The sequence below is a fragment of the Azospirillum sp. TSO35-2 genome (assembly GCF_003116095.1).
In the GTDB taxonomy this organism is placed as follows: domain Bacteria; phylum Pseudomonadota; class Alphaproteobacteria; order Azospirillales; family Azospirillaceae; genus Azospirillum.
Genome location: NZ_LGRA01000021.1, coordinates 164,365 through 190,520, shown reverse-complemented (window position 1 = coordinate 190,520; position 26,156 = coordinate 164,365). Strand labels below are relative to the sequence as shown.

29 protein-coding genes are annotated in these 26,156 nt (G+C 68.8%); 10 read left to right on the top strand and 19 right to left on the bottom strand.

Features of this window, described 5'->3' with window-relative positions; all coding sequences use genetic code 11:
* Positions 1 to 14 precede the first annotated feature (14 nt).
* On the bottom strand, positions 15 to 1,001 hold the full coding sequence (dusB, locus tag TSO352_RS17105) for a tRNA dihydrouridine synthase DusB (protein ID WP_109108529.1): 987 nt from the start codon (positions 999 to 1,001) through the stop codon (positions 15 to 17).
* Between the two features lie 161 nt (positions 1,002 to 1,162).
* Complete coding sequence (gene ccsA, locus TSO352_RS17100; protein WP_109108528.1) at positions 1,163 to 1,993, bottom strand: cytochrome c biogenesis protein CcsA; 831 nt, start codon at positions 1,991 to 1,993, stop codon at positions 1,163 to 1,165.
* 161 nt (positions 1,994 to 2,154) lie between these two features.
* Here ccsA and TSO352_RS17095 point away from each other — a divergent pair, with 161 nt between their 5' ends.
* From TSO352_RS17095 to TSO352_RS17085, 3 genes are read left to right on the top strand one after another with little or no spacing between them, the layout of a single operon-like run.
* Positions 2,155 to 3,312 (top strand): bifunctional 2-C-methyl-D-erythritol 4-phosphate cytidylyltransferase/2-C-methyl-D-erythritol 2,4-cyclodiphosphate synthase, encoded by a 1,158-nt coding sequence (locus tag TSO352_RS17095; RefSeq protein ID WP_109108527.1) that lies wholly within the window; start codon positions 2,155 to 2,157, stop codon positions 3,310 to 3,312.
* Positions 3,313 to 3,355: 43 nt separating this feature from the next.
* Positions 3,356 to 3,859 (top strand): CinA family protein, encoded by a 504-nt coding sequence (locus TSO352_RS17090; protein ID WP_109108526.1) that lies wholly within the window; start codon positions 3,356 to 3,358, stop codon positions 3,857 to 3,859.
* A 40-nt stretch (positions 3,860 to 3,899) separates the two neighbouring features.
* Positions 3,900 to 4,088 (top strand): 4-oxalocrotonate tautomerase, encoded by a 189-nt coding sequence (locus TSO352_RS17085; RefSeq protein WP_109108525.1) that lies wholly within the window; start codon positions 3,900 to 3,902, stop codon positions 4,086 to 4,088.
* Positions 4,089 to 4,176: 88 nt separating this feature from the next.
* Here TSO352_RS17085 and TSO352_RS17080 read toward each other — a convergent pair whose 3' ends face one another.
* From TSO352_RS17080 to TSO352_RS17040, 9 genes are all read right to left on the bottom strand, one after another.
* Positions 4,177 to 4,632, bottom strand: coding sequence for a type II toxin-antitoxin system RatA family toxin (locus TSO352_RS17080; protein WP_109108524.1), 456 nt, complete (start codon positions 4,630 to 4,632; stop codon positions 4,177 to 4,179).
* Positions 4,633 to 4,662: 30 nt separating this feature from the next.
* Positions 4,663 to 5,622, bottom strand: a complete 960-nt coding sequence (gene lipA / locus TSO352_RS17075) for a lipoyl synthase (RefSeq protein WP_109108523.1) — start codon at positions 5,620 to 5,622, stop codon at positions 4,663 to 4,665.
* 61 nt (positions 5,623 to 5,683) lie between these two features.
* Entirely contained in the window at positions 5,684 to 6,169 is a 486-nt protein-coding gene (locus tag TSO352_RS17070) for a DUF29 domain-containing protein (protein WP_109108522.1), read from the bottom strand.
* Between the two features lie 40 nt (positions 6,170 to 6,209).
* Complete coding sequence (lpdA, locus tag TSO352_RS17065; RefSeq protein WP_109108521.1) at positions 6,210 to 7,607, bottom strand: dihydrolipoyl dehydrogenase; 1,398 nt, start codon at positions 7,605 to 7,607, stop codon at positions 6,210 to 6,212.
* Positions 7,608 to 7,622: 15 nt separating this feature from the next.
* Positions 7,623 to 7,925, bottom strand: coding sequence for a chorismate mutase (locus TSO352_RS17060; RefSeq protein ID WP_109108520.1), 303 nt, complete (start codon positions 7,923 to 7,925; stop codon positions 7,623 to 7,625).
* Positions 7,926 to 7,945: 20 nt separating this feature from the next.
* Positions 7,946 to 9,277 (bottom strand): pyruvate dehydrogenase complex dihydrolipoamide acetyltransferase, encoded by a 1,332-nt coding sequence (locus TSO352_RS17055; protein WP_109108519.1) that lies wholly within the window; start codon positions 9,275 to 9,277, stop codon positions 7,946 to 7,948.
* Between the two features lie 16 nt (positions 9,278 to 9,293).
* Positions 9,294 to 10,682 carry a pyruvate dehydrogenase complex E1 component subunit beta gene (locus TSO352_RS17050; RefSeq protein ID WP_109108518.1) on the bottom strand — a complete coding sequence of 463 codons (1,389 nt, stop codon included), beginning with the start codon at positions 10,680 to 10,682 and terminating at the stop codon, positions 9,294 to 9,296.
* A gap of 86 nt (positions 10,683 to 10,768) precedes the next feature.
* Positions 10,769 to 11,791 (bottom strand): pyruvate dehydrogenase (acetyl-transferring) E1 component subunit alpha, encoded by a 1,023-nt coding sequence (gene pdhA / locus TSO352_RS17045; protein WP_109108517.1) that lies wholly within the window; start codon positions 11,789 to 11,791, stop codon positions 10,769 to 10,771.
* A 193-nt stretch (positions 11,792 to 11,984) separates the two neighbouring features.
* On the bottom strand, positions 11,985 to 12,356 hold the full coding sequence (locus TSO352_RS17040) for a septum formation initiator family protein (RefSeq protein WP_199231643.1): 372 nt from the start codon (positions 12,354 to 12,356) through the stop codon (positions 11,985 to 11,987).
* 403 nt (positions 12,357 to 12,759) lie between these two features.
* Here TSO352_RS17040 and TSO352_RS33260 point away from each other — a divergent pair, with 403 nt between their 5' ends.
* Complete coding sequence (locus tag TSO352_RS33260; RefSeq protein ID WP_158284601.1) at positions 12,760 to 13,077, top strand: hypothetical protein; 318 nt, start codon at positions 12,760 to 12,762, stop codon at positions 13,075 to 13,077.
* A 43-nt stretch (positions 13,078 to 13,120) separates the two neighbouring features.
* On the opposite strand, the gene modC is transcribed toward TSO352_RS33260, so the two are convergent.
* Genes modC through modA form a run of 3 tightly spaced genes read right to left on the bottom strand, consistent with a single transcriptional unit; the run spans position 13,121 to position 15,781 of the window.
* Positions 13,121 to 14,242 carry a molybdenum ABC transporter ATP-binding protein gene (modC, locus tag TSO352_RS17030; RefSeq protein WP_109108515.1) on the bottom strand — a complete coding sequence of 374 codons (1,122 nt, stop codon included), beginning with the start codon at positions 14,240 to 14,242 and terminating at the stop codon, positions 13,121 to 13,123.
* Between the two features lie 20 nt (positions 14,243 to 14,262).
* Entirely contained in the window at positions 14,263 to 14,958 is a 696-nt protein-coding gene (modB, locus tag TSO352_RS17025) for a molybdate ABC transporter permease subunit (RefSeq protein WP_109108514.1), read from the bottom strand.
* Between the two features lie 10 nt (positions 14,959 to 14,968).
* Complete coding sequence (modA, locus tag TSO352_RS17020) at positions 14,969 to 15,781, bottom strand: molybdate ABC transporter substrate-binding protein (protein WP_109108513.1); 813 nt, start codon at positions 15,779 to 15,781, stop codon at positions 14,969 to 14,971.
* A gap of 212 nt (positions 15,782 to 15,993) precedes the next feature.
* Here modA and rpe point away from each other — a divergent pair, with 212 nt between their 5' ends.
* On the top strand, positions 15,994 to 16,647 hold the full coding sequence (rpe, locus tag TSO352_RS17015; protein WP_109108512.1) for a ribulose-phosphate 3-epimerase: 654 nt from the start codon (positions 15,994 to 15,996) through the stop codon (positions 16,645 to 16,647).
* A 114-nt stretch (positions 16,648 to 16,761) separates the two neighbouring features.
* Here the strand turns inward: rpe and TSO352_RS17010 are convergent, their stop codons facing one another.
* Positions 16,762 to 17,577, bottom strand: a complete 816-nt coding sequence (locus TSO352_RS17010; protein ID WP_158284600.1) for a DUF4142 domain-containing protein — start codon at positions 17,575 to 17,577, stop codon at positions 16,762 to 16,764.
* Positions 17,578 to 17,796: 219 nt separating this feature from the next.
* On the opposite strand from TSO352_RS17010, the gene TSO352_RS17005 reads away from it, so the two are divergent.
* The gene (locus tag TSO352_RS17005; protein WP_109108510.1) at positions 17,797 to 18,054 is read left to right on the top strand and encodes a GlsB/YeaQ/YmgE family stress response membrane protein; all 258 of its coding nucleotides are present in this window, start codon (positions 17,797 to 17,799) and stop codon (positions 18,052 to 18,054) included.
* A gap of 105 nt (positions 18,055 to 18,159) precedes the next feature.
* Here the strand turns inward: TSO352_RS17005 and TSO352_RS17000 are convergent, their stop codons facing one another.
* From TSO352_RS17000 to TSO352_RS16990, 3 genes are all read right to left on the bottom strand, one after another.
* Positions 18,160 to 18,960 carry a response regulator gene (locus tag TSO352_RS17000; protein WP_109108509.1) on the bottom strand — a complete coding sequence of 267 codons (801 nt, stop codon included), beginning with the start codon at positions 18,958 to 18,960 and terminating at the stop codon, positions 18,160 to 18,162.
* 209 nt (positions 18,961 to 19,169) lie between these two features.
* Positions 19,170 to 19,736 carry a thermonuclease family protein gene (locus tag TSO352_RS16995; RefSeq protein ID WP_109108508.1) on the bottom strand — a complete coding sequence of 189 codons (567 nt, stop codon included), beginning with the start codon at positions 19,734 to 19,736 and terminating at the stop codon, positions 19,170 to 19,172.
* On the bottom strand, positions 19,714 to 20,436 hold the full coding sequence (locus TSO352_RS16990; RefSeq protein ID WP_109108507.1) for an SOS response-associated peptidase: 723 nt from the start codon (positions 20,434 to 20,436) through the stop codon (positions 19,714 to 19,716). The genes TSO352_RS16995 and TSO352_RS16990 overlap by 23 nt, the downstream gene beginning before the upstream one ends.
* Before the next feature lie 197 nt (positions 20,437 to 20,633).
* On the opposite strand from TSO352_RS16990, the gene TSO352_RS16985 reads away from it, so the two are divergent.
* Both TSO352_RS16985 and TSO352_RS16980 read left to right on the top strand, forming a co-directional pair.
* Positions 20,634 to 22,979 (top strand): xanthine dehydrogenase family protein molybdopterin-binding subunit, encoded by a 2,346-nt coding sequence (locus tag TSO352_RS16985; RefSeq protein WP_109108506.1) that lies wholly within the window; start codon positions 20,634 to 20,636, stop codon positions 22,977 to 22,979.
* A gap of 142 nt (positions 22,980 to 23,121) precedes the next feature.
* A complete protein-coding gene (locus tag TSO352_RS16980; protein ID WP_109110694.1) occupies positions 23,122 to 23,883 on the top strand; it encodes an EAL domain-containing protein in 762 nt (253 codons plus the stop codon).
* Positions 23,884 to 23,887: 4 nt separating this feature from the next.
* Here TSO352_RS16980 and TSO352_RS16975 read toward each other — a convergent pair whose 3' ends face one another.
* Positions 23,888 to 24,376 carry a GNAT family N-acetyltransferase gene (locus TSO352_RS16975; RefSeq protein WP_247872209.1) on the bottom strand — a complete coding sequence of 163 codons (489 nt, stop codon included), beginning with the start codon at positions 24,374 to 24,376 and terminating at the stop codon, positions 23,888 to 23,890.
* A 145-nt stretch (positions 24,377 to 24,521) separates the two neighbouring features.
* Here TSO352_RS16975 and cysQ point away from each other — a divergent pair, with 145 nt between their 5' ends.
* A complete protein-coding gene (gene cysQ, locus TSO352_RS16970; protein WP_109108504.1) occupies positions 24,522 to 25,298 on the top strand; it encodes a 3'(2'),5'-bisphosphate nucleotidase CysQ in 777 nt (258 codons plus the stop codon).
* On the top strand, positions 25,295 to 26,143 hold the full coding sequence (locus TSO352_RS16965; RefSeq protein ID WP_109108503.1) for a ferritin-like domain-containing protein: 849 nt from the start codon (positions 25,295 to 25,297) through the stop codon (positions 26,141 to 26,143). The genes cysQ and TSO352_RS16965 overlap by 4 nt, the downstream gene beginning before the upstream one ends.
* Positions 26,144 to 26,156: the final 13 nt, after the last annotated feature.

Genomic DNA, 26,156 nt, shown 5'->3' with positions numbered 1-26,156 from the left:
GGGTACGGGGTCCATCAGGCGGCCATCCTTTCGATTGCCGGTTCATAGAAGGCACGGATGCGGTCGCGCACCGCGTCGGGATCACCCAAGCGGTTCACCTCCTGCCGGAACTCGTTGGAGCCGTGCAGGCCGGTCGAGTACCAGGAGACATGCTTGCGCGCGACCTTCATGCCGCCGTCACGGCCGTAGTGGCTCAGCATGCTGTCGAAATGCTCCAGCAGGATGCCCATCTGCTCGTGCAGCGGCGGGTCGGGCAGACGCTCGCCGCTGCTGAGGTGATGCATGACCTGCGACGGGAACCAGGGCCGGCCGTAGCTGCCGCGGCCGATCATCACGCCGTCGGCGCCGGACTCGGCGAGCGCACGGTCGACCGCCTCCAGGCTGTCGATGTCGCCGTTGACCACCACCGGGATCGACACCGCGTCCTTCACCTGGCGGACATAGGTCCAGTCGGCGGTGCCGGTGTAGAACTGCATGCGGGTGCGGCCGTGGACCGTCACCATCTTGATGCCGCAGTCCTGGGCAATGCGGGCGAGGTTCGGGGCGTTGCGGTTGCCGTCGTCCCAGCCCAGCCGCATCTTCAGCGTGACCGGGATGTCCACCGCCTTGACCACCGCCGCCAGGATGCGGCCGGCCAACGCCTCGTCCCGCATCAGCGACGAGCCCGCGTGGCCGTTGACCACCTTCTTGACCGGGCAGCCGAAGTTGATGTCGACGATGGCGGCGCCACGATCCTGGTTCAGCTTTGCCGCCTCGGCCATCACCTCGGGCTCGCAGCCGGCGAGTTGCACCGCCATCGGAAATTCTTCCGGTTCGGTTTCGACCATCCGCAGGGTCTGGCGGTTCTCGCGGATCATCGCCTGGCTGGCGATCATCTCCGACACGACAAGGCCGCAGCCCGCGCGCTTCACCAGACGGCGGAACGGCAGGTCGGACACGCCCGACATGGGCGCCAGGATTACCGGTCCGGCGAGCGTGATGGGGCCGATTTGAATGGTCATTCTCACCTGCCCGATTGATGGGCAAATCAACAAAGTGCCAACATTTTGGGCAGGCTATCACGCAGATACGCCAGTGTGCAAGGGCGAAGCCAAAGCCGTACGGCTCCCCTGCCCTCGACTCAACCCGGCACGGGCTGCAACCGGCCTTCAGCGGGTGGAGGTCAACTCCAGGTCCATTGCCCGAGCAGGACGTTGGACACGAACTTCACGCCGGGATAGGCCAGCGTCGCCAGCAGATAGACGATCAACATCGTGCGCGCCGCGGTCCGCCCGCGCACCCCGGTGCGGTATTCCGCCAGCAGCAAAATGCCGATCACCACGAAGGTTGCCAGCGACAGCAAGGTCTTGTGGTCGGGGCGGAACAGCAGACCGCGTTCGAAATACAGCACCGCCATGCCGGTGGCGAGTCCGGCACCCAGCACCACCTCCGACGCCACCAGCAGCGCCAGTTGCAGCCGCTCGCTCTCCGCCACCGGCGGCAGGAAACGGCTGAGCGGCGTCGGCCGTTTGCTCTTCAGCGCCCGGGTCTGGATCACTGCCGCGAAAGAGGCGACGGCGCTGAGTGTCAACAGGGCGTAGGTGAACACCGACACCGCGATGTGCAGGTCGATCCACACGCCCGGCGCGTTGCCACGCAGCAGCGGGGCCGGCGCGTCCTCCGTCAGCGTTGCCAGCAGGCAGACCGCCAGCAGATAGGGCAGCAGCAGCGGCGCCAGACGCCACGCCGTCCGGTGGATCAGGCTGAGCCCGATGAACAGCGCCATGCAGGCGGCGGTGGTGACCCACAGGGCGGTGGAGAAGCCGGTGTGCCACTGCCCGGCGACCTGGAAGATCGCCCACATGCCGGGACCGGCGGCGGCGAGCAGCAAGGCGCCCCAAAAGGACCAGCCACGCCCGTCCACCCCCTGCCCGGCGATGCGACGATAGGGATAGAGGGCGGCCGGCAGCAAGGCCACCAGCGCCGTGAGGCTGAGTAGGATGTTCTGCGACATGGACCCGAACGCACTCCCGTTTTCCGCCACGTCATGCCGGCGCCGGCCCGCCGGAGATCGTCTCCGGTGCGGGTCGGGCTCGACACTTGGCGGAACCACGGCGACAGGCTAGGCTCCGCGACGTTTCCGTCAAGTGGCTATCATATCGTACGGTTCGCCCCATGCCCACCTGCATCGCTCTGATCGTCGCCGGCGGTTCCGGCCAACGCTTCGGAGCCGAACGGCCGAAACAGTATCTCGACCTCGCCGGCGCACCCGTGCTGCGGCGGACGGTGGAGGCGTTCCGACGCCACCCCCAGGTCAGCGGCGTGCGCGTCGTCATCGACCCGGCGTGGCGCGACGCTTATGACGCTGCGGTCGGCGGCCTCGGGCTGGCGGAGCCGGTGGCCGGCGGAGCCACCCGGCAGGAGTCGGTGTGCAACGGGCTGGAGGCGCTGGCGCTGGCCGGCGCGCCCGACCTCGTGCTGATCCACGACGCCGCCCGCCCGCTGGTCGACGCCGACACCATCACCCGGGTGATCGCCGCGCTGGACAGCGCGCCGGGCGCCATCGCCGCGGTTCCGGTCGCCGACACCCTGAAGCGCGGCACGGACGGCGTCAGCGCCGGCACCGTCGACCGTGAGGGGCTGTGGCGGGCGCAGACTCCGCAGGGCTTCCGCTTTCCCGCCATTCTGGAGGCGCACCGCGCAGCATCCGGCCTGTCGTTGACCGATGACGCCGCGGTCGCCGAGCGCGCCGGGCTGCCGGTCGCGCTGGTGCCGTCGAACGAGGACAATTTCAAGGTGACCACCCCCGACGACCTGACCCGCGCCGCGCGGATCGTGATGGCCGGTCTGAACGACATCCGCACCGGCAGCGGCTTCGACGTCCACCGCTTCACCGACGGCGACTTCGTGACGCTGTGCGGCCTGCGCGTGCCGCACAGCCATGGGCTGGAGGGGCATTCCGACGCCGACGTCGGCCTGCACGCGCTGACCGACGCCATCCTGGGCGCGCTGGCCGCCGGCGACATCGGCAGCCACTTCCCGCCGACCGATCCGCGCTGGCGCGGGGCCGACAGCGCCCGCTTCCTGCGCCACGCCGCCGATCTGGTGGCGGAGCGCAGCGGCGTCATCGCCCACGCCGACATCACCATCATCTGCGAGCGCCCGAAGGTCGGTCCGCACCGCGCCGCCATGGCCGAGCGCGTTGCTCAAATCCTGGGCATCGAGGTCGGCCGGGTCAGCGTCAAGGCGACGACCACCGAACAGCTGGGCTTCACCGGCCGGCGCGAGGGCATCGCCGCGCAGGCGGTGGCGACCGTCCGGCTTCCGGGATAAGATCCGTCAAACAGCACGGCGACACGAGCCGGGAGAGGCCGACATGTTTCCCGACCACATCCGCGAACTCGCCGCCCAGACGCTGGCCGAATATGGGCTGGCCGGCTACATGGTGGCGACCGCCGAATCCTGCACCGGCGGACTGATCGCCGGGGCGCTGACCGACATCGCCGGTTCGTCGAAGGTCGTCGACCGCGGTTTCGTCACCTACACCAACATCGCCAAGACCGAGATGCTGAACGTCCCGGCCAGCCTGCTGCACGCCCACGGCGCCGTCAGCCCGGAGGTCGCCGTGGCGATGGCGGTCGGGGCGCTGGCCAAATCGCGGGCCGACGTCACGGTCGCGGTGACCGGCATCGCCGGCCCCGGCGGCGCCACCGCCGACAAGCCGGTCGGCCGGGTCTACATCGCCACCGCGGTGCGCGGCGGCGCCGCCAAGGCCAAGGAGTACACCTTCCCCGGCGACCGCGACGCCGTGCGGATGGCAACCGTCCAGGCGGCGCTGGAGCGGCTGCGGCTGGCCCGGCCAACCTCGAGCCTGCGCTGAAGACCGCCGGGCAAGCTCTTTTACAGGAAAGGGAAAATCGATGCCGACCATCAACATCCAGCTCTTCGAAGGCCGGACCGTCGAACAGAAGCGCGCCTACGCCAAGGCGCTGACCGAGGCCACCGTCGCGGTGCTCGGCTGCTCGCCCTCGGCGGTCGACATCATCTTTCAGGATGTGAAGAAGAGCGACTGGGCCAGCGGCGGCGAGCTGTGGTCCGACAAGACCTGACGCAGTTTTTCTGCTCCCTCAGACGCCGGGCGGCCCGCGCCCGCGGGCCTTGGCTTCGCGGGCAGAGCCCTCCGCATGGCACGGGGCCTCACGCCGATTGCGTGGCCCCGGCCGGCCCGTAGAGCTGGTTCGCCCGCGTCTCGAACGCCTGCACCATGCGGCGCACCGCCTCGTTGAACAGCAGGCCCATGATCTTCTGGAGCATCTTGGAGCGGAACTCGAAATCGACGAAGAAGTCGACGCAGCAGCCGCCGGGATGGTCGTTGAAGATCCAGTGGTTGTTCAGGTACTGGAACGGCCCCTCGGTGTACTGGACGTTGATCCGGCACTCGGGCTCGTTCAACTCCACCCGTGAGGTGAAGCGTTCGCGGACCATCTTGAAGCCGATGATCAGGTCCGCGAACATCACGTTGCCGTCGCGCTTGCGGATGCGGGACGCGAGGCACCAGGGCAGAAACTCCGGGTACTTCTCCACATCGGCAACCAGCGCGTACATCTGCATGGGCGTGTAGGGAAGAACCTTCTTTTCCGCGTGCGTCGGCATACCCGTCCCGTATCCTTTTGTTCCGCCGCCTTAGTCCGCGGCCACAGCACCCAGCTTGCGAAGCCGGGCCTCGCGCAGCTTTTCGAAATCCGCGCCCGCATGGTAGGACGACCGCGTCAGCGGCGACGACGCCACCAGCAGGAAGCCCTTGCCGCGACCGACGGTGATATAACCGTCGAACTCCTCGGGAGTCACGAACCGGTCCACCGCCGCGTGCTTGGGCGTGGGCTGGAGATACTGCCCAATCGTCAGAAAGTCCACATCGGCGGAGCGGAGATCGTCCATCACCTGCCCGATCTCTTCCTTGGTCTCGCCCAGCCCGACCATCAGGCCGGACTTGGTGAAGATCGTCGGGTCCAGTTCCTTCACCCGCGCCAGCAGCTGCAGCGAGGCGAAATAGCGGGCGCCCGGACGGATCGTCGGGTAGAGCCGCGGCGCGGTTTCCAGATTGTGGTTGAACACGTCGGGCTTGGCCTCGACCACCACCTCGACCGCGCCCTTCTTCTTCTGGAAGTCGGGGGTCAGGATTTCGATGGTCGTGCTGGGCGACGCGGCGCGCACCGCGCGGATGGTGCGGGCGAAATGCTCAGCCCCGCCGTCCTCCAGGTCATCGCGGTCGACCGAGGTGATGACGACGTGGGACAGCTTCAGCTTGCCGACCGCGTCGGCCACATTGTCGGGCTCATGCGGGTCCAACCGGTCGGGACGCCCGGTCTCGACGTTGCAGAAGGCGCAGCCGCGGGTGCAGATCGACCCCAGGATCATGAAGGTGGCATGCTTGTGCTTCCAGCACTCCCCGATGTTCGGGCAGGCGGCCTCTTCGCACACGGTGTTCAGCTTGAGCCCGCGCATCAGCTGGCGAGTCTCGCTGTATTCCTGGCTCATCGGCGCCTTGACCCGGATCCAGGCCGGTTTGCGCTGGATGGGGTTGTCGGGCTTGTGGGCCTTTTCGGGGTGGCGCAGCTTCTCGGTCTGGTCGACGAGGGTCATGGTCTAAAGCTCCCGACGGCCGACGCGATGCCCCGGCCCCGACATAGGTGCGATGAGGGTGTCAAACCCGCCATTCCGGCGGAAACAGTTCGGCCGGATAGGCCGGATCGAGCGCTTGGTCAAGCGTGAAAGGCGGCTCGACCGGGAATTGTCCATCCGATGCGTCCGCCTCGACGGCAGCCCGCAGGCGGGCGTCCGCATAGACATCGGCGAAGGCCTCGGCGATGTAGGGCCGCAAGCTCGGGCTGTCGTTGATTTCCCGCAGCAGCTTTTCCCGCTGCTCCCGGACGGTCAGCCGCCAGCCGCGCTCGCACCGCTCGCGCAAATCCGGACAGCACAGCCATTTCAGCAGGTCGACCAGCAGCACGCCCAGGCGGCTGTCGATCTCGGACCTCTGGCTGCGGCCCAAGCACGCGATCTCCTCCGCGACGTTTTCCCAATCGACGGGGGCGTTGTTGCGCTCGGCGCCGGCATGGCGAAGCTCCGCCGCCTGGTTCTGGGTCCAGGCGCAGAAATCCTCGTCATACGCGGCGCTGCTGCGGTCCATGCTCCGCCTTTCGGGAAAACGTCACCTCGGAAAAGCTTAGTTAAAAGTGGATCGCCCGGCCATAGGCATCAAGGACCGACTCGTGCATCATCTCCGACAGGGTCGGATGTGGGAACACGGTGTGCATCAGCTCGGCCTCGGTCAGCTCCGCCGTCTTGGCGATGCCGTAGCCCTGGATCAGCTCGGTCACTTCAGCGCCGATCATGTGGGCGCCCAGCATCTCGCCGGTCTTGGCGTCGAAGACGGTCTTGATCAGACCCTCCGCCTCGCCGAGAGCGATCGCCTTGCCGTTGCCGATGAAGGGGAAGCGGCCGACCTTGACCTCGTAGCCCAGCTCCTTGGCCTTCTTCTCCGTCAGGCCGACCGAGGCGATCTGCGGGTGGGAGTAGGTGCAGCCCGGGATGTTGCGGACGTTCAGCGCGTGCGGGTGCTTGCCGGCGATGTGTTCGGCAACGATCACGCCTTCATGGCTGGCCTTGTGGGCGAGCCAGGGGGCGCCGGTCACGTCGCCGATGGCGTAGACGCCCGGCTCGTCGGTCTGGCACATGGCGTTGGTCTGGATGTGACCGCGGTCGGTCTTGACCTTGGTGTTCTCCAGCCCCAGCCCCTCGGTGTTCGGGCTGATGCCGACGGCGACGATGACGCGGTCGACCGTGATGTCCTCGGTCTTGCCGCCGGCCTCGACGGCTACGGTCACGCTGTCGGCGGCCTTGCGCAGGTTGCCGGCCTTGGCGCCGGTGATGATCCGCATGCCCTGCTTTTCGAAGGCTTTCCGGGCCATTCCGGAGATTTCCTCATCCTCCACCGGAAGGATGCGGTCCATCACCTCGACCACGGTAACTTTGGCGCCCAAGGCGTTGTAGAAGCTGGCGAATTCGATGCCGATGGCGCCCGATCCGATGACCAGCAGCGACTTCGGCATGGTGTCGGGGGTCATCGCCTTGCGGTAGGTCCAGACCAGCTTGCCGTCGTCCTCCAGCCCCGGCAGGGTGCGGGCGCGGGCGCCGGTGGCGATGATGATGTGCTTGGCGCCGAAGGTGCCGACGGCGGCCGAGCCCTTGGTGACCGCGACCAGCCCCTTGCCGGCCAGCTTCGCCGAGCCCTCGATCACCGTGACCTTGTTCTTCTTCAGCAGGTGCTTGACGCCACCGTTGAGCTGGCCGGCGACCTTGCGCGACCGCGCCACGACCTTGTCGAGATCGAAGGACGGGTTCTGGATGACCAGACCATAGTCGGCGGCGTGCTTGGCGAGGTGCAGCACCTCGGCCGAGCGCAGCAGCGCCTTGGTCGGGATGCAGCCCCAGTTCAGGCAGATGCCGCCCAGGTTCTCGCGCTCGATGACCGCGGTGTGCAGGCCCAGCTGCGCGGCGCGGATCGCCGCCACGTAACCGCCCGGCCCGCCGCCGATGACGATGACGTCGTAATTCATGTCGGCCAAGGGTGTTCTCCCCATTCAGGAGCGAGGCGCATCCTCGCGGCCGGCGGCAAAGATGCCTTCCTCGACCCGGCACGCCTCGTCGATGATCGTCTGGTACAGGGTGGCCATGAAGTCCGGATCGAGGCCGTAAGCCTTGCCACGCTCGGCCGCCAACGCCTTGACCGCTTCAACGCGGTCGGGCAGGACGGCCGGCAACCCCTCCGCCATCTTCACCACGGCCACGCGGTGGACGACGGACAGGCGCTTGCCCAGCAAGGCGACGATCTCGTCGTCGATGGCGTCGATTTCGGCGCGAAGCGGGGCAAGGCTGTGGGACACGATCCGGATCCTCTCGACCGTCAGAGCAGCATCGAGAGCGGATCCTCAAGCAGCTTCTTCACCGCCGCAAGGAATTCCGCACCGACCGCGCCATCGGCGACGCGGTGATCGAAGGTGCCGGTCAGGCTCATCACCGTGGCGATGGCCAGCGCTCCGTCCTTCACCACCGGGCGCTGCTCGCTGGCACCGACCGCCAGGATGCAGGCCTGCGGCGGGTTGATGATCGCCTGGAACTGCTTGATCCCCATCATGCCCAGGTTGGAGATGGAGATGGTGCCGCCCTGGTACTCTTCCGGCTTCAGCGCGTTGTCGCGCGCCTTCTTGGCCAGCGCCTTCATCTCGTTGGAGATTTCGGCCAGACCCTTGGTTTCCGCCTTCTTGACGATCGGCGTGATCAGGCCGGTCGGGGTCGCCACCGCCACCGAGACGTCGGCGTGGCGGTAGTTCAGCATCGCCTCGTCGGTCCAGGACGCGTTGATCGCCGGGACCTTCTTCAGCGCCAGCGCGACGGCGCGGATGATGAAGTCGTTCACCGACAGCTTGTAGGCGTCGGACCGGCCGTTCAGCTCGGCACGCACCTTCATCAGCGCGTCGATCTCGACATCCACCGTCAGGAAATAGTCGGGAACCGTGCGCTTCACCTCGCCCAGACGCTTGGCGATGGTCTTGCGCATGCCACTGTTCGGCACGGCGGTGTAGGCCATGCCCAGCTTGTCGGCGAGGCCCTTGGCGTCGATGCCCTCCGCCGGCTTGGCGGCCGGAGCGGGAGCGGCGGCGGGCGCCGAGGCTGCGGCCGGAGCAGCAGCGGCGGCAGCGGGCGCCGGCTTGGCCGGGCCGGCGGCCTTGGCGGCCTCGACGTCGGCCTTGACGATGCGGCCGTTCGGGCCGGTGCCCTTGACGGTCTTCAGGTCGACGCCGGCCTGTTCGGCGATGCGGCGCGCCAGCGGGCTGGCGAACACGCGGTCACCGGACGCCGCCGCCGGAGCGGCGGCCGGAGCCGGGGAAGCGGCGGGCGCCGAAGCGGCCGGAGCCGCCGCGGGAGCCGGGGCCGCCGCCGGGGCAGCGGCCGGAGCGGGAGCGGCGGCGGCCGACAGCGCGCTGTCGTCCTCGCCCTCTTCCAGCAGGATGGCGATCGGGGTGTTCACCGCGACGCCCTGGCTGCCGGCCGGGATCAGGATCTTGCCGATGCGGCCTTCATCGACCGCCTCGACTTCCATGGTGGCCTTGTCGGTTTCGATCTCGGCGAGCACGTCGCCGGACTTCACCGTGTCGCCTTCCTTCTTCAGCCACTTGGCGAGGTTGCCCTCGGTCATCGTGGGCGAGAGGGCGGGCATCAGAATCTGAACGGTCATCCTATCAGCCCTCCTCTCAGCGGTAGCAGGCTTGCTTGGCGGCCTGGACGATGTGATCGACCTGCGGCAGCGCCAGCTTTTCCAGGTTGGCGGCGTAGGGCATCGGCACGTCCAGACCGGCCACGCGCGCCACCGGCGCGTCGAGGTGGTCGAAGGCCTGCTCCATCATCAGCGCGCACAGCTCCGACCCGATGCCGGCGAAGGGCCAGCCCTCCTCGACGGAGACGAGGCGGTTGGTCTTCTTGACGCTGTTGACGATGGTGGCGGTGTCCAGCGGACGGATCGTGCGCAGGTTGATGACCTCCGCGTCGATGCCTTCCTTGGCCAGGATCTCGGCGGCGGCCAGCGCGTGGCCGACCATGATCGAGAAGGCGGTGATGGTCACGTCCTTGCCCGGACGCTCGATCTTCGCCTTGCCGATCGGCAGCACGAACTCCTCGTCTTCCGGCACTTCGAAGCTCTGGCCGTAGAGGATTTCGTTTTCAAGGAAGACGACCGGGTTGGGGTCGCGGATCGCCGCCTTCAGCAGGCCCTTGGCGTCGGACGCCGACCACGGCGCGATGACCTTCAGGCCCGGGCAATGCGCGTACCACGAGGCGTAGCACTGCGAATGCTGGGCGGCCACGCGGGCCGCGGCGCCGTTCGGGCCGCGGAACACGATGGGGCTGCCCATCTGGCCGCCGGACATGTAGAGCGTCTTGGCGGCCGAGTTGATGATGTGGTCGATCGCCTGCATGGCGAAGTTGAAGGTCATGAACTCGACGATCGGCTTCAGCCCCTTGAAGGAGGCGCCGACGCCCAGACCGGCGAAGCCGATCTCGGTGATCGGCGTGTCGATCACGCGATCCTCGCCGAACTCCTGCAGCAGGCCCTGGGTCACCTTGTAGGCGCCCTGGTACTGCGCGACCTCCTCGCCCATGACGAAGACCTTCGCGTCACGGCGCATTTCCTCGGCCATGGCGTCGCGCAGGGCTTCGCGGACCGTCTTCTTCACCGTCTTGGCGAAGAACTTGTCCTCGTCGGACGCCGGCGCTGCCACCGGGGCGGCCGGCACGGTCGGAGCCGGGGCCGGAGCAGCATCCGCCACCGGGGCCGGGGCAACGGCGGCCGGCGCGGCGGTGGTCGGGGCGTTGCCACCCTTCGACAGCGCGCTCTCGTCCTCGCCCTCCTCCAGGAGGATGGCGATCGGGGTGTTCACCGCGACGTTGTCGGTGCCTTCCGGCACCAGGATCTTGCCGACGCGGCCTTCATCGACCGCCTCGACTTCCATGGTGGCCTTGTCGGTTTCGATCTCGGCGAGCACGTCGCCGGACTTCACCGCGTCGCCTTCCTTCTTGATCCATTTCGCCAGCTTGCCCTCGGTCATGGTGGGCGACAGGGCCGGCATCAGCACTTCGATCGGCATTCCTCAACCTCCGGCGGCGCGGGGCGATCGGTTACCCTTCTCAGGGTCAACCGGCCCACAGGCGCCGCTCCCGCTTATCGTTGATGTCAGGATTCGACGAGAATGTCGGTCCACAGCTCCGCCGGATCGGGCTCGGGGCTCTGCTGCGCGAACTCGGCCGATTCGGTGACGATCGCCTTCACCGCGCGATCGATCTCCTTCAGCTTGTCCTCGTCGGCATGGCCGCCGGCCAGAAGCTTCGACTTCAGCTGGTCGATGGGATCGGACTCCGACCGCATCTTCTCGACCTCTTCCTTCGTCCGGTACTTGGCCGGATCGGACATCGAGTGGCCGCGGTAGCGGTAGGTCTTCATCTCCAGGATGACCGGGCCGTTGCCCTCGCGGATGTACTTCACCCACTGGTCGGACGCGGCCTTCACGTCCAGCACGTCCATGCCGTTGACCTGATAGCCCGGAATGCCGTAGGCGGCGCCGCGCTGGTGCAGTTCGCCGGCCGAGGCGCGCTCCTGCGAAGTGCCCATGGCGTACTTGTTGTTCTCGATGACGAACAGCACCGGCAGCTTCCACAGCGCCGCCATGTTGAAGCTCTCGTACACCTGGCCCTGGTTGATGGCGCCGTCGCCGCAATAGACGGCCGCAATGCCGCCGTCCTTGGCGTACTTGTGCGCGAAGGCCAGACCGGTGCCGAGCGGAACCTGCCCGCCGACGATGCCGTGGCCGCCGTAGAAGTTCTTCTCGCGGCTGAACATGTGCATCGAGCCGCCCTTGCCCTTGGAGTAGCCCCCGCGGCGCCCGGTCAGCTCGGCCATCACGCCCTTGGCGTCCATGCCGCAGGCCAGCATGTGGCCGTGGTCACGGTAGCTGGTGATGACGCTGTCGCCCTCGTTCAGCGCGGCCTGCACGCCGACGACGACGGCTTCCTGGCCGATGTATAGATGGCAGAAGCCGCCGATCAGGCCCATGCCGTAGAGCTGGCCCGCCTTCTCTTCGAAGCGGCGGATCAGCAGCATCTCGCGGTAATAGTGAAGAAGTTCTTCGGAAGAGACGGCTTGAGCAGCGGGCGCGGTGTCGGTCTGCGCCTTGGTCGGACGGCGTCGGGACGCGGCCATGATTCCTCCCCAGGGTTCACGCGGCAACAGCCTTAAGACAGCCGTTGCCGCCACGCGTTGCGGGCATGAGTGATCCCGCACCGGAAGCGAATATGGCGCGCACAGTACACGAGCTTGCGGGCCCGCGCAAATACCTGTTTTTGATGGCAAATTCGCGATTAACCGCCTTTCGGTTAATCTGCTGATTTCCCCCTTACTTCTGCGGGACCGCCCCTTCCTGGTCGGCGATTTTGGGCAGCTTCACGATCACGTCGCGGGGATTGGAGAAGTTCAGCATCAGCCGCGCCCGCTCTTCCAGCATGTCACGGTCCAGCCCGTCGGCGCGCAGCAACTGGGCGCGGCGCTCCATATCCTCGCGCTCGGTGCGCAACTGGGTCAGCACCTCTTCGGTCTGGGCGATCTCCCCCTGCATCTGCTTCATCGCCACCAGTCCGCGGTCGCCGTGGACCGCGTAGTAGGCGAAGTAGGCGACCACGCAGGCGCACAGCGCCGGCATGATGGCTTGGCGGAGCGCGCTTTTGGCGGCGCGGGCGAGGCTGTCGGTGATGTCGGCGATCATGGTCATGGTGCGAGGATGGAATCACAGCGACTTTCCGCCGGTCAAACGAAAAAAGTGGAACAGACACGTCGCGAAAGCTTCGTGATGTTTGCGCAACCCAGTAATGGGTACCGATGAGTTCTTCGGCACAAGTTGCCGAAACGTTCCGTGAAAATGACGGCGGTCGGAGCGGCAGCGGATTGGGACTGCCTCGCCGGCACCACCCCCGCGGGGCCTGTCCGCCCGGCCTACCACCACCCGGCATAGTCCTATCGGGTCTGGGAATGAAAAACGGTTGTGGCGTGTTTGGGTCATCATGGCGTCGGCAGGACCACGCGACGACCGTGCGTCACCGTGCATCCCCCGGAGGCATCCCGCCCCGGCGATGACCGACCCACCCATGCGACCCATGGCTAAGGAGAGACACTCCATGCGCAGCAAGCTTCTGATCGCGGCCCTGCCCGCCCTGCTTCTGGGCTTGGCGGCCTGCGACGAACAGAACGCCAAGAACTCCAACGCGGCGACCGACTCGCACCCGACCACCAGCAGCGGGGCCACCACCAGCACGCCGTCGACCAGTGTGGGCGGTGGAAACGCCGGCACGGCGGGCGGCACCTCCGGCGGCACGACCATGGGCAACAGCCGCGAATCGACCGGCGGCGCGACGGTGCCCGGTGGGGCGACCGCCGGCGGCTCGGCCGGCGGTGGCGCCAGCACCGGAACGGCGACCCCGTCCGGCGGTCAGTAAGGCGACCGCGGCATAGACGACGGACCAGGGGCCGTGTCGGGGCTCAGACATCCACGACACGGCCCCGGCCCGTTCCGCCGCCGTTGCCGGATTCCGGTTCGAAGGCGATGCCCTTGACCAGCGCCACCACCGGACGCCCAGGCGCCAAGCCCAGTTCGCGCACCGCGGCCCGCGTGATGCGGGCGATCAGGAAGGACCCGCCGACCGCCATGCGCACGTCGGCAGAGGAGGGGCCGGACTCGGCAACCTCCACCACCCGCGCCGGCAGGGCGTTGCGGACGCTGACCCCGGTCGGCGCCTGAAGCGCCACGATGACGTCGCGGGCGTGGATGTGCAGGCGGACCGCCGCGCCCGGCGGCCGGTCGACCCGCGGCACTGTCAGCCGGCCACCGTCGAAGGCGAGCACAGTCAGCCCGTCGGCCTCCTCCTGGCGTTCCACCGTCAGGTCCAGCACCGCGCCGGCGTCCTGCGCCCCGGTCGCCGCCGACAGGTCGAGCCGGCCCATCACCGTACCGACCGGCCCGACGGCGCGCACCCTGCCCTCCCCAATCAGCACCATGGTGGTGGCGAGCCGCACCACCTCGTCCAGCGCGTGGCTGACCAGGACGATGGGGATTGCCATCTCGTCGCGCAGCCGCTCGATGTAAGGCATGATCTCCGCCTTGCGGGCGGCGTCGAGCGACGCCATCGGCTCGTCCATCAGCAGCAGGCGCGGCTGCGCCAGCAGCGCCCGGCCGACGGCGACGCGCTGCTTCTCGCCGCCGGACAGCCCGCGCGGCCGGCGGTCGAGCAGAGGCGCCAGTCCCAGCAGATCCACCACCGGGCCGAAGGCGATGCGCCGATCCCCGGCGGGAACCCGGCGCAGCCCATAGTCCAGGTTGCCGCGCACGGTCATGTGCGGGAAAAGCCGCGAATCCTGAAAGACATAGCCGACCCGCCGCTTTTCCACCGGCACATCGATGCGCCGTGCGCTGTCGAAGAAGACGGTGTCGCCGACGCGGATGCGCCCGGAATCCGGACGGGTCAGCCCGGCGATGGCGTTGATGACGGAGGTCTTGCCCGACCCCGACCGGCCGAACAGCGCGGTCACGCCCGCCTCCTCGGCGGTGAAAGCGATGTCGAGGGTGAAGGCGCCCAACGTCTGGCGGATCGACAGGTCCAGCATGGCGGTCGTGTCCCCGGGGCTCAGGTTTGGCCGATCAGCCGGCGGACCCGGCTTGCCAGCACCTCCGACAGCGTCAGCGCCACCAGCGCCACCGCGAAGGAAATGGTGGCCAGCCGCGCCGCCACCGCGTCACCGCCCGGCTCCTGCGTCGCGGCGTAGATCGCCAGCGGCAGGGTCTGGGTCTGGCCGGGAATGTTCGACACGAAGGTGATGACGGCGCCGAACTCGCCCATCGCCGCGGCAAAGGCGACGATGGCGCCGGACAGCAGGCCGGGCGCCATCAGCGGCAGCAGGATGGTGAAGAAGCGGTCGACCGGCCCGGCGCCCAGCGTGCGCGCCGCCGCCTCCAGCCCACCGTCGATCGCCTCGACCGACAGGCGGATCGCCCGCACCATCAGCGGGAAGGAGGTGACGGCGACCGCCAGCGACGCCCCTTCCGCGGTGAAGATCAGCTTGATGCCCAACGTGTGGTACAGCCAGCCGCCGATCACCCCCTTGGTGCCCATCGTCACCAGCAGGATGTAGCCGGTCACCACCGGCGGCAGAACCAGCGGCAGATGCACCAAGCCGTCGACCAGCGTCTTTCCCGGAAAGGAATAACGCCCGAGGATCCAGGCGGCGACCACGGCGACCGGCAACCCCAACGCGATGGCCACCCCGGCGACACGCAGGCTCAGCAGCAACGCGGTGGTTTCCATCGGCGTCAGGATGTCCATGCCGCCCAGCTTACGGCGAGTTGGGCGCCGGAACGAAGCCGAATTCCTTCCACACCGCCATGCCGTCCGGCGACTTGATGTAGTCGAGGAAGGCGGCGGCCGGGCCGCTCGTCGACGTCGCGGTCAGCGCCGCCGGATAGACGACCGGCGGATAGCTGTCCGGCGGGAAGGTCGCGACCACCTCCACCCCCGGGTCGATCGCCGCGTCGGTGCGGTAGACGATGCCCAGCGGCGCTTCGCCGCGGCTGACCAGCACCAGCGCGGCGCGCACGCTGTCCGCCCGCGCCAGCTTCGGTTCGACCGCCTGCCATTGGCCGAGCGACTCCAGCGCCTTGCGAGCGTACTTCCCGACCGGGACGTTCGACGGGTCGCCGGTGGCCAGACGGCCGTCGCCGAGCTGTTCGGCCAGCCGGCCGCCCTTGGACAGGTCGGGCTTCAGGCTGGACCCCTTGGGCGCAACCACCACCAGATCGTTGCCGAGCAGGTTGACGCGGCTTCCCGGTTTGATCAGGTTGCGCGTCTGCAAGTAATCCATCCAGTCGAGATCGGCCGAGATGAAGATGTCGGCCGGCGCGCCGTTCTCGATCTGCTTGGCCAGCGCGGAGGACGCGGCGAAGGATGCGGTGATCGACGCGCCGGTCTTCGCCTTGAACTGGGCTGCCAGCTTCTCCACCGCGTTCTTGGTCGATGCCGCAGCCAGGACCAGCGGGTCCTGCGCCATCGCCGCCGGGGTCACCGCCAGCGTCAGGCCAAGGCCGACCACCAGCACCGACACGGCCCGCGCAACCCCCTGTCCGCGCACGCCCATACGGAAACCGAACATCGCCCCTCCGACCTGCTTGCGGTTCAACCTATATCTCAACGGATACAGCGCTTCGCAGATGCGGTAAAGCGGAAACGCCCGGTTCACGCTGGTTTGGCCCGGCCCGGCGGCCGGCCACGGCCACTTCGCGTCATGACTCGGCAGGCTGCGGCGTGATAAGGAGGGTCGCGAATCGCCCGTGTTTCCCGATTTTTCATCCAGGAAAGCTTGCCATGCGCGCCGTCAAAATCTCCCCCTCGATTCTCTCCGCCGATTTCGCCCGGCTGGGCGAGGAGGTCCGCGCGGTTGACGCCGCCGGCGCCGACTACATCCACATCGACGTGATGGACGGCCATTTCGTGCCCAACATCACCATCGGCCCGGGCGTGGTGAAGGCGCTGCGGCCGCACACGGCGAAGGTCTTCGACGTCCACCTGATGATCTCCCCGGTCGACGCCTTCGTGACCGAGTTCGCCAAGGCCGGCGCCGACATCATCACCGTCCATCCGGAGGCGGGGCCGCACCTGCACCGGACGATCCAGCTGATCAAGTCGCTGGGCAAGAAGGCCGGCGTCTCGCTGAACCCGGCGACGCCGGTGGACGCGATCCAGCATGTGCTGGAGGACATCGACCTGGTGCTGGTGATGACGGTCAACCCCGGCTTCGGCGGCCAGAGCTTCATCATGAGCCAACTGCCGAAGATCCGCGACCTGCGCGCCCGCATCGACGCCATCGGCAAGCCGATCGACCTTGAGATCGACGGCGGCATCAATCCGGAGACCGCCCGGCTGGCGGTGGAGGCCGGCGCTGATGTGCTGGTCGCCGGCACCGCCACCTTCACCGGCGGTCCGGAGCACTACGCCGCCAACATCCGCGCCCTGCGCTGACCGGCGCGCCCGGCCACACGGCAACGGCCCCGCATCCGCCCCCGGTTGGGGAGCGGTGCGGGGCCGTTGCCGTTTCAAGGAAGGCCCGGTCTTTCAAGCACGGACCGGGATCCGTCAGCGGGCGCTGGCCATCGGTGCGCTGGCCGCGATCGCCTGGATGTCGCTCAGATGCTGCTGCAGCTTCGGCAAGGTCTGCTGGGCAAGGCTGCGGTAGGGCTGCAGATCCGGATCGGTGCTGCTGGCGACGGTCTGGTAGAGGTCGACCGCCTCGCGGTGCGCCATCACCTGCTGGTTGACGTAAGTGCGGTCGAAGGCGGCGCCGCGCAGGCCCTGCAGTTGGGTCAGCTTCTGCTGCTGGTCCAGGTCGGGCTGGGCCGGCGGCTCCAGGCCGCTGGCACGGGCCTGGGTCTTGACCAGTTCGCTGGTGGTGGTGTGGTCCATGATCATGTGGCGGGCGAACTGGCGCACCGGCTCGCTGGTCGAGCGATCCACCGCCATGCGGCTCGACGCGATCTCGAACAGGTCGCTCTGCGCGGCGCGGTTCACGAAGTCGGCGGCGCTGGCGACCGGGGCCATGCGGGCGTTGCGGTCCTGCGCGGCCATGCCGCTGCCGCTCATCTCCGAACCGGCCACACCGGCGCTGGAGCCGGCGATGCCGGTGGTCATCTGCTGTTCCATCCGCCGCTGCTCGGCCGCCTGACGGGCGCCGATGCCCTCGCCCAGCACCACGACCTTGCCGCCCTGCGGCGTGTCGGTGACCGGCAGGCCGCGCGCCGGCGCGCTCAGCGGCGGGATGGTCGTCGAACCGGACGACGCGCCCAGCGTGTAGCTCGACCCGGCCTGGGGCGTCGTCGCGCCGCCCACCTGCGCCATCGCGGTGGTCGACAACAGAACCGCGCCCATCGCGGTGAAAACAAAGGTCTTGGTCATGCGGGTTCTCCCAACATTATTGCAGTACGGCCCGGGTGGGGCGTGCTGGATGACCGCGTCGGCGCCGGACGCGCGACAGCGATCACGTGCAGCCGACAACATGGGGGCACCCCGAAAAGTTCCTTGGGGCCAAAAGATCCGCCGGCCAACAGAACCAAACGCGGTTTTGCCCGTTATTGGGCATGGGAAGACGGTCCCGCAACGGAAGGGAAAACAACCATGGGCATTCTCTGGACGATCATCATCGGGTTTCTCGCCGGCATCGTCGCCAAGTTCCTGATGCCGGGTCGCGATCCGGGCGGCTTCATCATCACCACCCTGCTGGGCATCGCCGGTGCCTTCGTCGCCACCTATCTGGGGGCCGCGGTCGGCTGGTATCGGCCGGGTGAAGGGGCCGGATTCATCGGCGCCATCGTCGGCGCCATCGTCATCCTCGCCATCTACCGGATGATCGTCGGCCGCCGTACGACGGTGTAACGGCAGCGACAAGGCCGGCTTGCACCGAAGCCGTGCAGCAGTGCAGAAGGGACCGCCACTCCGCTGGGCGGTCCCTTTTTTACGTCCTGTTGAAAAAAGACCGGGTCAGGCGAGCGCCACCGGCTGCGGCATGAAGATCGCCCGGGAAATGGCAGCCTGGATTCCGGCGTTGGTGAAGGGCTTCCGCACGATCTGGCCCAGGTGCCGGGCGTCCCGCGCGTGGATGTCACCGTCAAAGGCGGTGACGAAGATGGTGCGCAGGTCGCGGACACGCTTCAGCCGCCGGGCAAGCTCGATCCCGCTGCCGCCGTCGGCCAGACGGACGTCGAGCAGCGCCAGCGTCGGCTTTTCCGCCTTCAGCAGGGCCAGCGCCTCCAGCTCGTTGCCGGCGGTGCCACAGACGACATGGCCCATGTCGGCGACCAGCTCGCCCAGTTCCATCGCCAGCAGGGCGTTGTCCTCCACCACCATCACCCGCTGCACCATCGCGGCGCGCACATGCGCCCGGGCCGCCTTCAGCCGGTCGACCGCCGCGGCCCGCGGGAGTTGCAGCACCTTCGCCGCTTGCGGCAGGCTCAACCCTTCCAGCGCGGTCAGCAGGTAGAGCCGGCGGTCGGGCTCCGGCAATTCGGCAAGCGCGCGTTCGATCGGATGCGGCGAGGGCAGCGGCCGGCCCGGCGGGCCATCCGCCTCGGTCGAGCGGTCGAACAGCAGGTTCAGCAGGGCGTAGAGCGGCAGGCGCGCGCCCTCGCCCCGGTCCAGCCCGAAGCGCGACGGCGCCATCACCGCCGCCTCGACGCACCGGGTCACCAGCGCGTCGCCGCGGTCGGTCGTTCCGCACAGGGCGCGCGCGTAGCGGCGCAGCACCGGCACAATGTCGAAAACTTCGCATTCGTAAACGAGCATGCCCGTGACTCCGCTCCCCGATGGGAGTTGCCCCGAGGGAGCCAACCGTCTGGAAGCACCCCCGCGGGAACCGCGTCGCTATGTCGAAATGGTCGTCGGTCGCGCCCGAATCCTACCACGGCGGACAAAAGTGGCGAATGGGAAATGGGGGGTGCCGGGGACGGATGCACCGTGAACCGACGGTCAGCATCCTTGGGGGCCTGGCGGTATCACCGCGCCGTTTCGCGGATCCGCCGCGACCGCCATTGCCAGGGCTTTTCCACCTGCCCGGCCCACAGCCCCATCTTCTTGCTCTGGGCGTAGGCCTCGCCCTTCTGATAGGCAGGGGAGAGGCTGGCGTACTGGAAGGCCCAGCCGCGCGCCACCATCGCCGCCCCCAGATCGACCCCACGCACCCGGCATTCGCCCTTCTTCTCGCCGGTGCGGTCCTGTTCGGTGATGGTGCAGGTCACCTCCTCGTCCTTCACCATGTTGGCGAGCACGGCGGTGGCGACCTTGAAGCAGTCCAGCTCGTGGCCATAGCGGTTCTTGCACTTCTGACCGGGATCGGGGGCATCGATGCCCATCAGCCGCACCGCCGTACCGTTGACGGTCAGCAGGTCGCCCTCCACCGCCATCGCCGAGCCCTTGATGGTCTGGTCCGGCGTGTTGGCGATCGGGCCGCGCCCCTTGGCCGCCTGCTTGGTCTGCGCCGCCACCGGGGCCGCCGCCGGGGCCGCGACCGCCAGACACAGCGCCAGCGCCAGCGCGGCCCTAGAACAGGCGCGGCTGGTCATCGGGCTTTTTCCGCTCCACGGCGTCCGACGGCGGGTCGAGGCAGGAGGCGTCGTCGTTGCGCACGCTGTTCACCCGCGGCCCCACCGGCACCGCGTCCAGCCAATCCTCCGGCGCCGACCGGATCAGGCCCTCCACCACCGGCAGCGGCGTCGCCGGGTCGAGCCAAGCGTCCCAGTCCGCCGGATCGAGCACCACCGGCATGCGGTCGTGCAGGAACGACAGGGTGGCGTTGGTGCCGGTGGTGACGACCGTCGCGGTTTCCAGCGGATGGTCGAGCGGCGGCCCGCTCTTCGGCCCGCGCCAGCGCTCCCACAGGCCGGCCAGCGCGAACAGGCTGCGGTCGCGGCGGCGGATGACGTGCCCCTGCTTGCGCGGCCTCGCCCCCTCCCCCACGCTGGTCCATTCGTAGAATCCGTCGAGCGGGATCAGGCAGCGGCGCTTGCGGAAGGCGTCGCGGAAGGCCGGCTTGTCAGCCACCGATTCGCCGCGGGCGTTGATCATCCGCCCGCCGATCGACGGATCGTCGGCCCAGGGCGGCACCAGCCCCCAGCGCAGCAGCGCCAGATGCCGCCCATCCTCTTCGCGGCGGATGGCCGGGATGTCCTGGGTCGGGGCGACGTTCCAGCGCTCCTTCAGGTTCGGCCGTTCCGGGACGCCGAACACGCGCTGGATTTCATTGACCGGGGTGGTGAGAAGCATGCGTCCACACATGCCCCTGAGTATGGGCCCTCCGCCGCACCGGCGCCACCCGCTTCGGCAGGACGGTTGGCCGTTCCGACAGTCGTTGCAGCAAACAAGCGTCACCCATGCCGCCCGGTGGGGTTTCCCTGGCGCGTCAGCCGGCCTATCTTCGCGGGGCACAACAAGCTTCGAACCGGCAAGGCGGGAGTTCACCCATGAAGTTCGGCATCGGACAGGCGGTTCCGCGCACCGAGGACGCTCGGCTGCTGACTGGCGGCGGCCGCTACACCGACGACGTGTCGCTGCCCGGACAGGCCTACGCGGCCTTCGTCCGCTCACCCCATGCCTTCGCCGCCATCGGCGCCATCGACACGGCCGATGCCCTGGCCCAGCCGGGCGTGCTGGCGGTCTACACGGTGGCCGACCTCGACGCCGAGCAGGTCGGGATGATCCCCTGCCAGGCGGTGCTGAAGCAGCGCGACGGCTCCCGCTACGTCCGCACGCCGCGCCCGGCGCTGGCGAAGGGCTTCGTCCGCCATGTCGGCGACCCGGTCGCCATCGTGGTGGCGGAGACGCTGGACGCCGCCCGCGACGCGGCCGAACTGGTGATGGTCGACTATGAGGACCGCGAGCCGGTCACCGGCACGATGGACGCGCTGGAGCCCGGCCGGCCGCTGGTGTGGGACGAGGCGCCCAACAACCTCTGCTTCGACTGGGACACCGGCGACGAGGCGGCGGTGGAGGCCGCGCTGGCCGGCGCCGCCCGCGTGGTTGAGCTGGAGATCGTCAACAACCGCGTCGTCGCCAACCCGATGGAGGGGCGCGCCTGCGTCGCCGGGGTCGAGGCCGGGGCGGACGGCGGGCCGGGCCGGCTGCTGATCTATGTGACCAGCCAGGGCGTCCACGGCCTGCAGAAGCAGTTCGCCAAGATGCTGAACGAGCCGGACGAGCGCATCCGCGTGCTGACCACCGACGTCGGCGGCGGCTTCGGCATGAAGCTGTTCAACTACCCGGAATATGTCGCCTGCCTGTTCGCCGCCCGCCGGCTGAACCGCGCGGTGAAGTGGGCCGCCGACCGGACCGAGGGCTTCGTCAGCGACGACCACGGCCGCGACCATGTCAGCAAGGCGCGGCTGGCGCTGGACGCCGACGGCCGTTTCCTGGGGCTGCGCGTCGACACCGTCGCCAACCTGGGCGCCTACCTGTCGAACTACGGCCCCTTCATCCCGACCGACGCCGGGTCGGCGATGCTGGTCGGCTCCTACCGGACGCCGGCGGTCTATGTGCGGGTGAAGGGCGTCTTCACCAACACCCAGCCGGTCGACGCCTACCGCGGCGCCGGCCGTCCCGAGGCCGCCTATCTGCTGGAACGGCTGATCGACCATGCCGGGCGCGTCACCGGACTGGGCCCGGCGGAGATCCGGCGGCGCAACTTCATCCCGCCCACCGCCATGCCCTACGCCACCCCGATGGGGCAGGTCTACGACACCGGCGAGTTCGTGCAGAATCTGGAGGACGGTCTGGTCCTGGCCGACATGGCCGGCCTGCCCGCCCGCAAGGCGGAGGCCCGGGCGCGCGGCAAGCTGCGCGGCGCCGGCCTGTCCACCTACATCGAGGCCTGCTCGGGCGGCGGGCCGGAGCAGGCGACGGTGCAGGTCAACGGCGACGGCAAGGTCGTGCTGCTGATCGGCACCCAGACCAACGGCCAGGGGCACGAGACCGCCTACAAGCAGATCCTGGCCGACCGTCTGGGCGTCCCGCCGGAGGATGTCGAGGTCGTGCAGGGTGACACCGACCGCGTCACCTGGGGCGCCGGGACCGGCGGCTCCCGCTCCGTGCCGGTCGGCGGATCGGCGCTGGCGGAGGGAGCGGCGATGGTGGTGAAGACCGCGACCGCCGTCGCCGCCGACCTGCTGGAAACGGCGGAGGTCGACGTGGAGTTCGCCGACGGCCGCTTCACCGTCGTCGGCACCGACCGCGCCGTCACGCTGAAGGAGGTCGCGGCCAAGGCGGCGGCCGACAAGCCGGCCGGGGCGGATGGGCTCGCCTTCTCCGAGGTGGCGCGCTGGACCCCGCCGGCCAGCACCTTCCCCAACGGCTGCCACATCGCGGAGGTGGAGGTCGATCCGGCCACCGGCGTGGTCGACGTGCTGCGCTACACCGTCGTCGACGATTTCGGCACCGTCGTCAACCCGATGCTGGTGATCGGCCAGATCCACGGCGGCGTCGCCCAGGGGCTGGGGCAGGCGTTGCAGGAACGGGTGGTCTTCGATCCCGACAACGGCCAGCTGCTGTCCGGTTCCTTCATGGACTACCAGATGCCGCGCGCGGTCGACATGCCGCCGATCGAGGTCAAGCTGAACAGCGTGCCGAGCACCACCAACATGCTGGGCATGAAAGGCGCCGGCGAGGCCGGGGCGATCGGCGCGCCGCCGGCCATCATCAACGCGCTGGTCGACGCGCTGTCCGACCTCGGCATCACCCACATCGACATGCCGGCGACCCCGGAATCGGTGTGGGCGGCAATCCGCCACGCCGAAGGCCGGATGGCGGCGGATTGACCGTTGTCCAGGCCCCGGCAGGGGCATAGGCGAAACGCCCTGGACGGAGGTGTGGCTCTTGTCACACCTCCGTCGGATTAAACCTGTGGCGGCGCTGCCCACCTTCGGGTGATGATCGGCGTGCATGACGGGCGAGGGGGCGATGGCGTTTGGCGATGGCGGGTGCGGCGGACGGTGCGCCGAGCGGTTCGAACTCGATTTCACGATGGCGTTCCAGCCGATCGTCGACGTGGCCGGCGGGACCGTCTGGGCGCATGAGGCGCTGGTCCGCGGCACGCAGGGCCAGGGAGCCGGCTGGGTGCTGGGCCAGGTGACCGATGCCACCCGCTACGCCTTCGACCAGTCCTGCCGGATCAAGGCGATCGAACTGGCCTCCGGCCTGCCGATGGACGGCGCCCGCCTGTCGATCAACTTCCTGCCCAACGCCGTCTACAAGGCGGAGGCCTGCATCCAGGCGACGCTGGCCGCCGCGCGGCGCACCGGCTTCCCCACCGACCGCATCATCTTCGAGGTGACGGAGAACGAGCGGGTCGTCGACCATGACCATCTGAAGAGCATCTTCAACGAATACAAGCGCCAGGGCTTCCAGACCGCCATCGACGATTTCGGTTCGGGCTATTCCGGCCTGAACCTGCTGGCGGAATTCCAGCCCGACATCATCAAGCTGGACATGGAGTTGACCCGCAACATCGACCGCGAGCGGGCGCGCCGCAGCATCGTCAAGGGCATCCTGGCGGTGTGCGAGGATCTGGACATCACCCCGGTCGCCGAAGGGGTGGAAACCGCCGACGAGGCGAAGACCCTGCGCGACCTGGGCGTCACGCTGATGCAGGGCTATCTGTTCGCCAAGCCGGCCTTCCAGACGTTGGTGACCGAGCCGGAGTTGGCGGCGCTGGCGGCCTGAGGTCTTATCGCGCCCTCACCGGCGCCGTCATGTAGCTCATGCCGCCGCCATAGCTCGCCAACTTGGCCGCCAGCGCCGGGTCGCCGGCCTCAAAGGGCGTGAAGCCGGCGCGGTCCCAATAGCTCCGCGCACCCGGGGTCGAGGTCAGCGCCAGCCAACCCCATCCCTGCCGCGCCGCCAGCGCGTGGGCATGCTCCAGCACCGCGGCGCCCAGCCCCGACCCGCGGGATTCGGGCAGCAGCGCAATGTCGTGCAGGTAGAGGCAGTTTGCATCGGCCGGCAGCGCGCCCAGCGGCGTGTCGAGCGGCGGCGGCGCGCCCAGGCGGCCGGGATGCATGACGCCGTAGCCGATGGCAATCCCGTCGCGCTCGGCCAGCCGGCAGCCGGCGGGGTACAGCGCCAGCCGCTCTTCAAAGACGCTACGCTCCTCCGGATAGGCCGGATGCACGATGTCGGCGATGGCCAGCACCCGGTCGAGATCGGCCTCGGTCATAGCACGCCATAGCGCGCGCGATGCTGTCCGATCCGCCACAATCCCCACCGTCATCCGCCTTCTCCATTCCACAAGCCGTTCAAGAGCTTTCAGCCGCCCGTTGGGCAGGCTATGCTGACTCTTCATACCATAGGGAGACTACCCCATGCCCGACGCCGCTGTGGCGCGCCTGCTGCCGACGGTCCGCACGATCGCTCATGAAGCCGGTCAGGTCATCCTGCGCTTCTACAACGATGGCATCGACGTCGCTACCAAGGTGGATGGCAGCCCGGTCACCCAGGCCGATCAGGCGGCGGAGGCGGTGATCGTTCCCGCGCTGCACCACCTGTTGCCCGGCGTCCCGGTGGTGGCGGAGGAGGCGATGTCGGTGGGTCCGAAGCCCGACATTTCCGGCGGGCGTTTCTGGCTGGTCGATCCGCTCGACGGCACCAAGGAATTCATCTCCCGCAACGGCGAGTTCACCGTCAACATCGCGCTGATCGAGCAGGGCGTCCCGGTGCTGGGCGTCGTCTACGCCCCGGCCACCGGCGACCTGTACGCCGCGGCCGGCCCCGGCACCGCCGTCCATTGCGCGGAGGGGCGGCACGACCACCCGATTTCCGTGCGCAACCCGCCGTCGGACGGGCTGACCGTGGTCGCCAGCCGTTCGCACGGCAGCGGTTCGGTGCTGGACGATTTCCTGACCCGCTTCACGGTGAAGGACCGGGTGTCCTGCGGCAGCTCGCTGAAGTTCTGCACGGTGGCGAGCGGCAAGGCCGACCTCTACCCGCGCTTCGGTCCGACCAGCGAGTGGGACACCGCCGCCGGCCACGCCGTGCTGATCGGCGCCGGCGGCCGGGTCGAACAGCCGGACGGCTCGCCGCTGGTCTATGGCAAGGACGACATCCTGAACCCGCATTTTGTCGCCTACGGCTGGAAATGACGTTGACGGTTTCGTGCCTGGGTGACGCGGCGACCGCGGTTCTCACCACCGCGGCGCCGCTGGAAAAAGTGCGCCTGACCCACGCGTTCGCCGCGGCATGGCGCGACGGCCGGCTGTCGGCCGACGTGCCGGTGCCGCCCCCCGACCGCCCGGCACGTCCCGACCGGCCGGAGCTGAAGCTGCCGCGCGACATGCCCAAGCGCGGGCGCGGCGGCAGCGCGCAGAACCGCGTCGCGTTGCTGCACGCGCTGGCTCACATCGAGCTGAACGCCATCGATCTGGCCTGGGACCTCGTCGCCCGATTCGCCGGCTGCGGCCTGCCGCAGGGCTTCACCGACGACTGGATCCAGGTGGCGGACGACGAGGCGCGGCATTTCCAGATGCTGGAGAGCCGGCTGAACGCGCTGGGCGCCTCCTACGGCGACCTGCCGGCCCATGACGGGCTGTGGCAGGCGGCGACCGAGACGGCGCACGATGTCGCCGCCCGGCTGGCGGTGGTGCCGATGGTGCTGGAGGCGCGCGGGCTGGACGTCACCCCCGACACCGTCCGCCGCCTGCGCGACTTCGGCGACGCGGAGAGCGCCGACCTGCTCCAGACCATCCATGATGAGGAAATCCATCATGTCGCCGCCGGCCGGCGCTGGTTTGTCCATCTCTGCGCCCAGCGCGGCGCGGAACCGGTGACCCTGTGGCAGGAACTGGTCGGGCGCCATTTTCGCGGCGGCCTGAAACGGCCCTTCAACATCGACAGCCGGCGGCTGGCCGGCTTCGGGCCGGAGTATTACGAGCCGATCACGCCGGAGATCGAGCGGCGCCCGGTTGACCGCCAGCCGGAAACCCGGTAAGGCGCTGGGCATC

Coding starts and splice junctions, on each gene's coding strand:
- TSO352_RS17085 (WP_109108525.1), top strand. CDS start 3,900: ATGCCGACCATCAACATCCAGCTCTTCGAAGGCCGGACCGTCGAACAG.
- TSO352_RS16985 (WP_109108506.1), top strand. CDS start 20,634: ATGAAGTTCGGCATCGGACAGGCGGTTCCGCGCACCGAGGACGCTCGG.
- TSO352_RS17055 (WP_109108519.1), bottom strand. CDS start 9,277: ATGACCGTTCAGATTCTGATGCCCGCCCTCTCGCCCACGATGACCGAG.
- TSO352_RS17080 (WP_109108524.1), bottom strand. CDS start 4,632: ATGCCGACGCACGCGGAAAAGAAGGTTCTTCCCTACACGCCCATGCAG.
- TSO352_RS17005 (WP_109108510.1), top strand. CDS start 17,797: ATGGGCATTCTCTGGACGATCATCATCGGGTTTCTCGCCGGCATCGTC.
- cysQ (WP_109108504.1), top strand. CDS start 24,522: ATGCCCGACGCCGCTGTGGCGCGCCTGCTGCCGACGGTCCGCACGATC.
- TSO352_RS17070 (WP_109108522.1), bottom strand. CDS start 6,169: ATGGACCGCAGCAGCGCCGCGTATGACGAGGATTTCTGCGCCTGGACC.
- TSO352_RS16975 (WP_247872209.1), bottom strand. CDS start 24,376: ATGACCGAGGCCGATCTCGACCGGGTGCTGGCCATCGCCGACATCGTG.
- TSO352_RS33260 (WP_158284601.1), top strand. CDS start 12,760: ATGCGCAGCAAGCTTCTGATCGCGGCCCTGCCCGCCCTGCTTCTGGGC.
- rpe (WP_109108512.1), top strand. CDS start 15,994: ATGCGCGCCGTCAAAATCTCCCCCTCGATTCTCTCCGCCGATTTCGCC.
- TSO352_RS17095 (WP_109108527.1), top strand. CDS start 2,155: ATGCCCACCTGCATCGCTCTGATCGTCGCCGGCGGTTCCGGCCAACGC.
- TSO352_RS17090 (WP_109108526.1), top strand. CDS start 3,356: ATGTTTCCCGACCACATCCGCGAACTCGCCGCCCAGACGCTGGCCGAA.
- TSO352_RS17000 (WP_109108509.1), bottom strand. CDS start 18,960: ATGCTCGTTTACGAATGCGAAGTTTTCGACATTGTGCCGGTGCTGCGC.
- modC (WP_109108515.1), bottom strand. CDS start 14,242: ATGCTGGACCTGTCGATCCGCCAGACGTTGGGCGCCTTCACCCTCGAC.
- TSO352_RS16980 (WP_109110694.1), top strand. CDS start 23,122: ATGGCGTTTGGCGATGGCGGGTGCGGCGGACGGTGCGCCGAGCGGTTC.
- TSO352_RS17010 (WP_158284600.1), bottom strand. CDS start 17,577: ATGACCAAGACCTTTGTTTTCACCGCGATGGGCGCGGTTCTGTTGTCG.
- TSO352_RS17040 (WP_199231643.1), bottom strand. CDS start 12,356: ATGACCATGATCGCCGACATCACCGACAGCCTCGCCCGCGCCGCCAAA.
- modA (WP_109108513.1), bottom strand. CDS start 15,781: ATGTTCGGTTTCCGTATGGGCGTGCGCGGACAGGGGGTTGCGCGGGCC.
- TSO352_RS16965 (WP_109108503.1), top strand. CDS start 25,295: ATGACGTTGACGGTTTCGTGCCTGGGTGACGCGGCGACCGCGGTTCTC.
- modB (WP_109108514.1), bottom strand. CDS start 14,958: ATGGACATCCTGACGCCGATGGAAACCACCGCGTTGCTGCTGAGCCTG.
- TSO352_RS17050 (WP_109108518.1), bottom strand. CDS start 10,682: ATGCCGATCGAAGTGCTGATGCCGGCCCTGTCGCCCACCATGACCGAG.
- lipA (WP_109108523.1), bottom strand. CDS start 5,622: ATGACCCTCGTCGACCAGACCGAGAAGCTGCGCCACCCCGAAAAGGCC.
- ccsA (WP_109108528.1), bottom strand. CDS start 1,993: ATGTCGCAGAACATCCTACTCAGCCTCACGGCGCTGGTGGCCTTGCTG.
- dusB (WP_109108529.1), bottom strand. CDS start 1,001: ATGACCATTCAAATCGGCCCCATCACGCTCGCCGGACCGGTAATCCTG.
- pdhA (WP_109108517.1), bottom strand. CDS start 11,791: ATGGCCGCGTCCCGACGCCGTCCGACCAAGGCGCAGACCGACACCGCG.
- TSO352_RS16990 (WP_109108507.1), bottom strand. CDS start 20,436: ATGCTTCTCACCACCCCGGTCAATGAAATCCAGCGCGTGTTCGGCGTC.
- TSO352_RS16995 (WP_109108508.1), bottom strand. CDS start 19,736: ATGACCAGCCGCGCCTGTTCTAGGGCCGCGCTGGCGCTGGCGCTGTGT.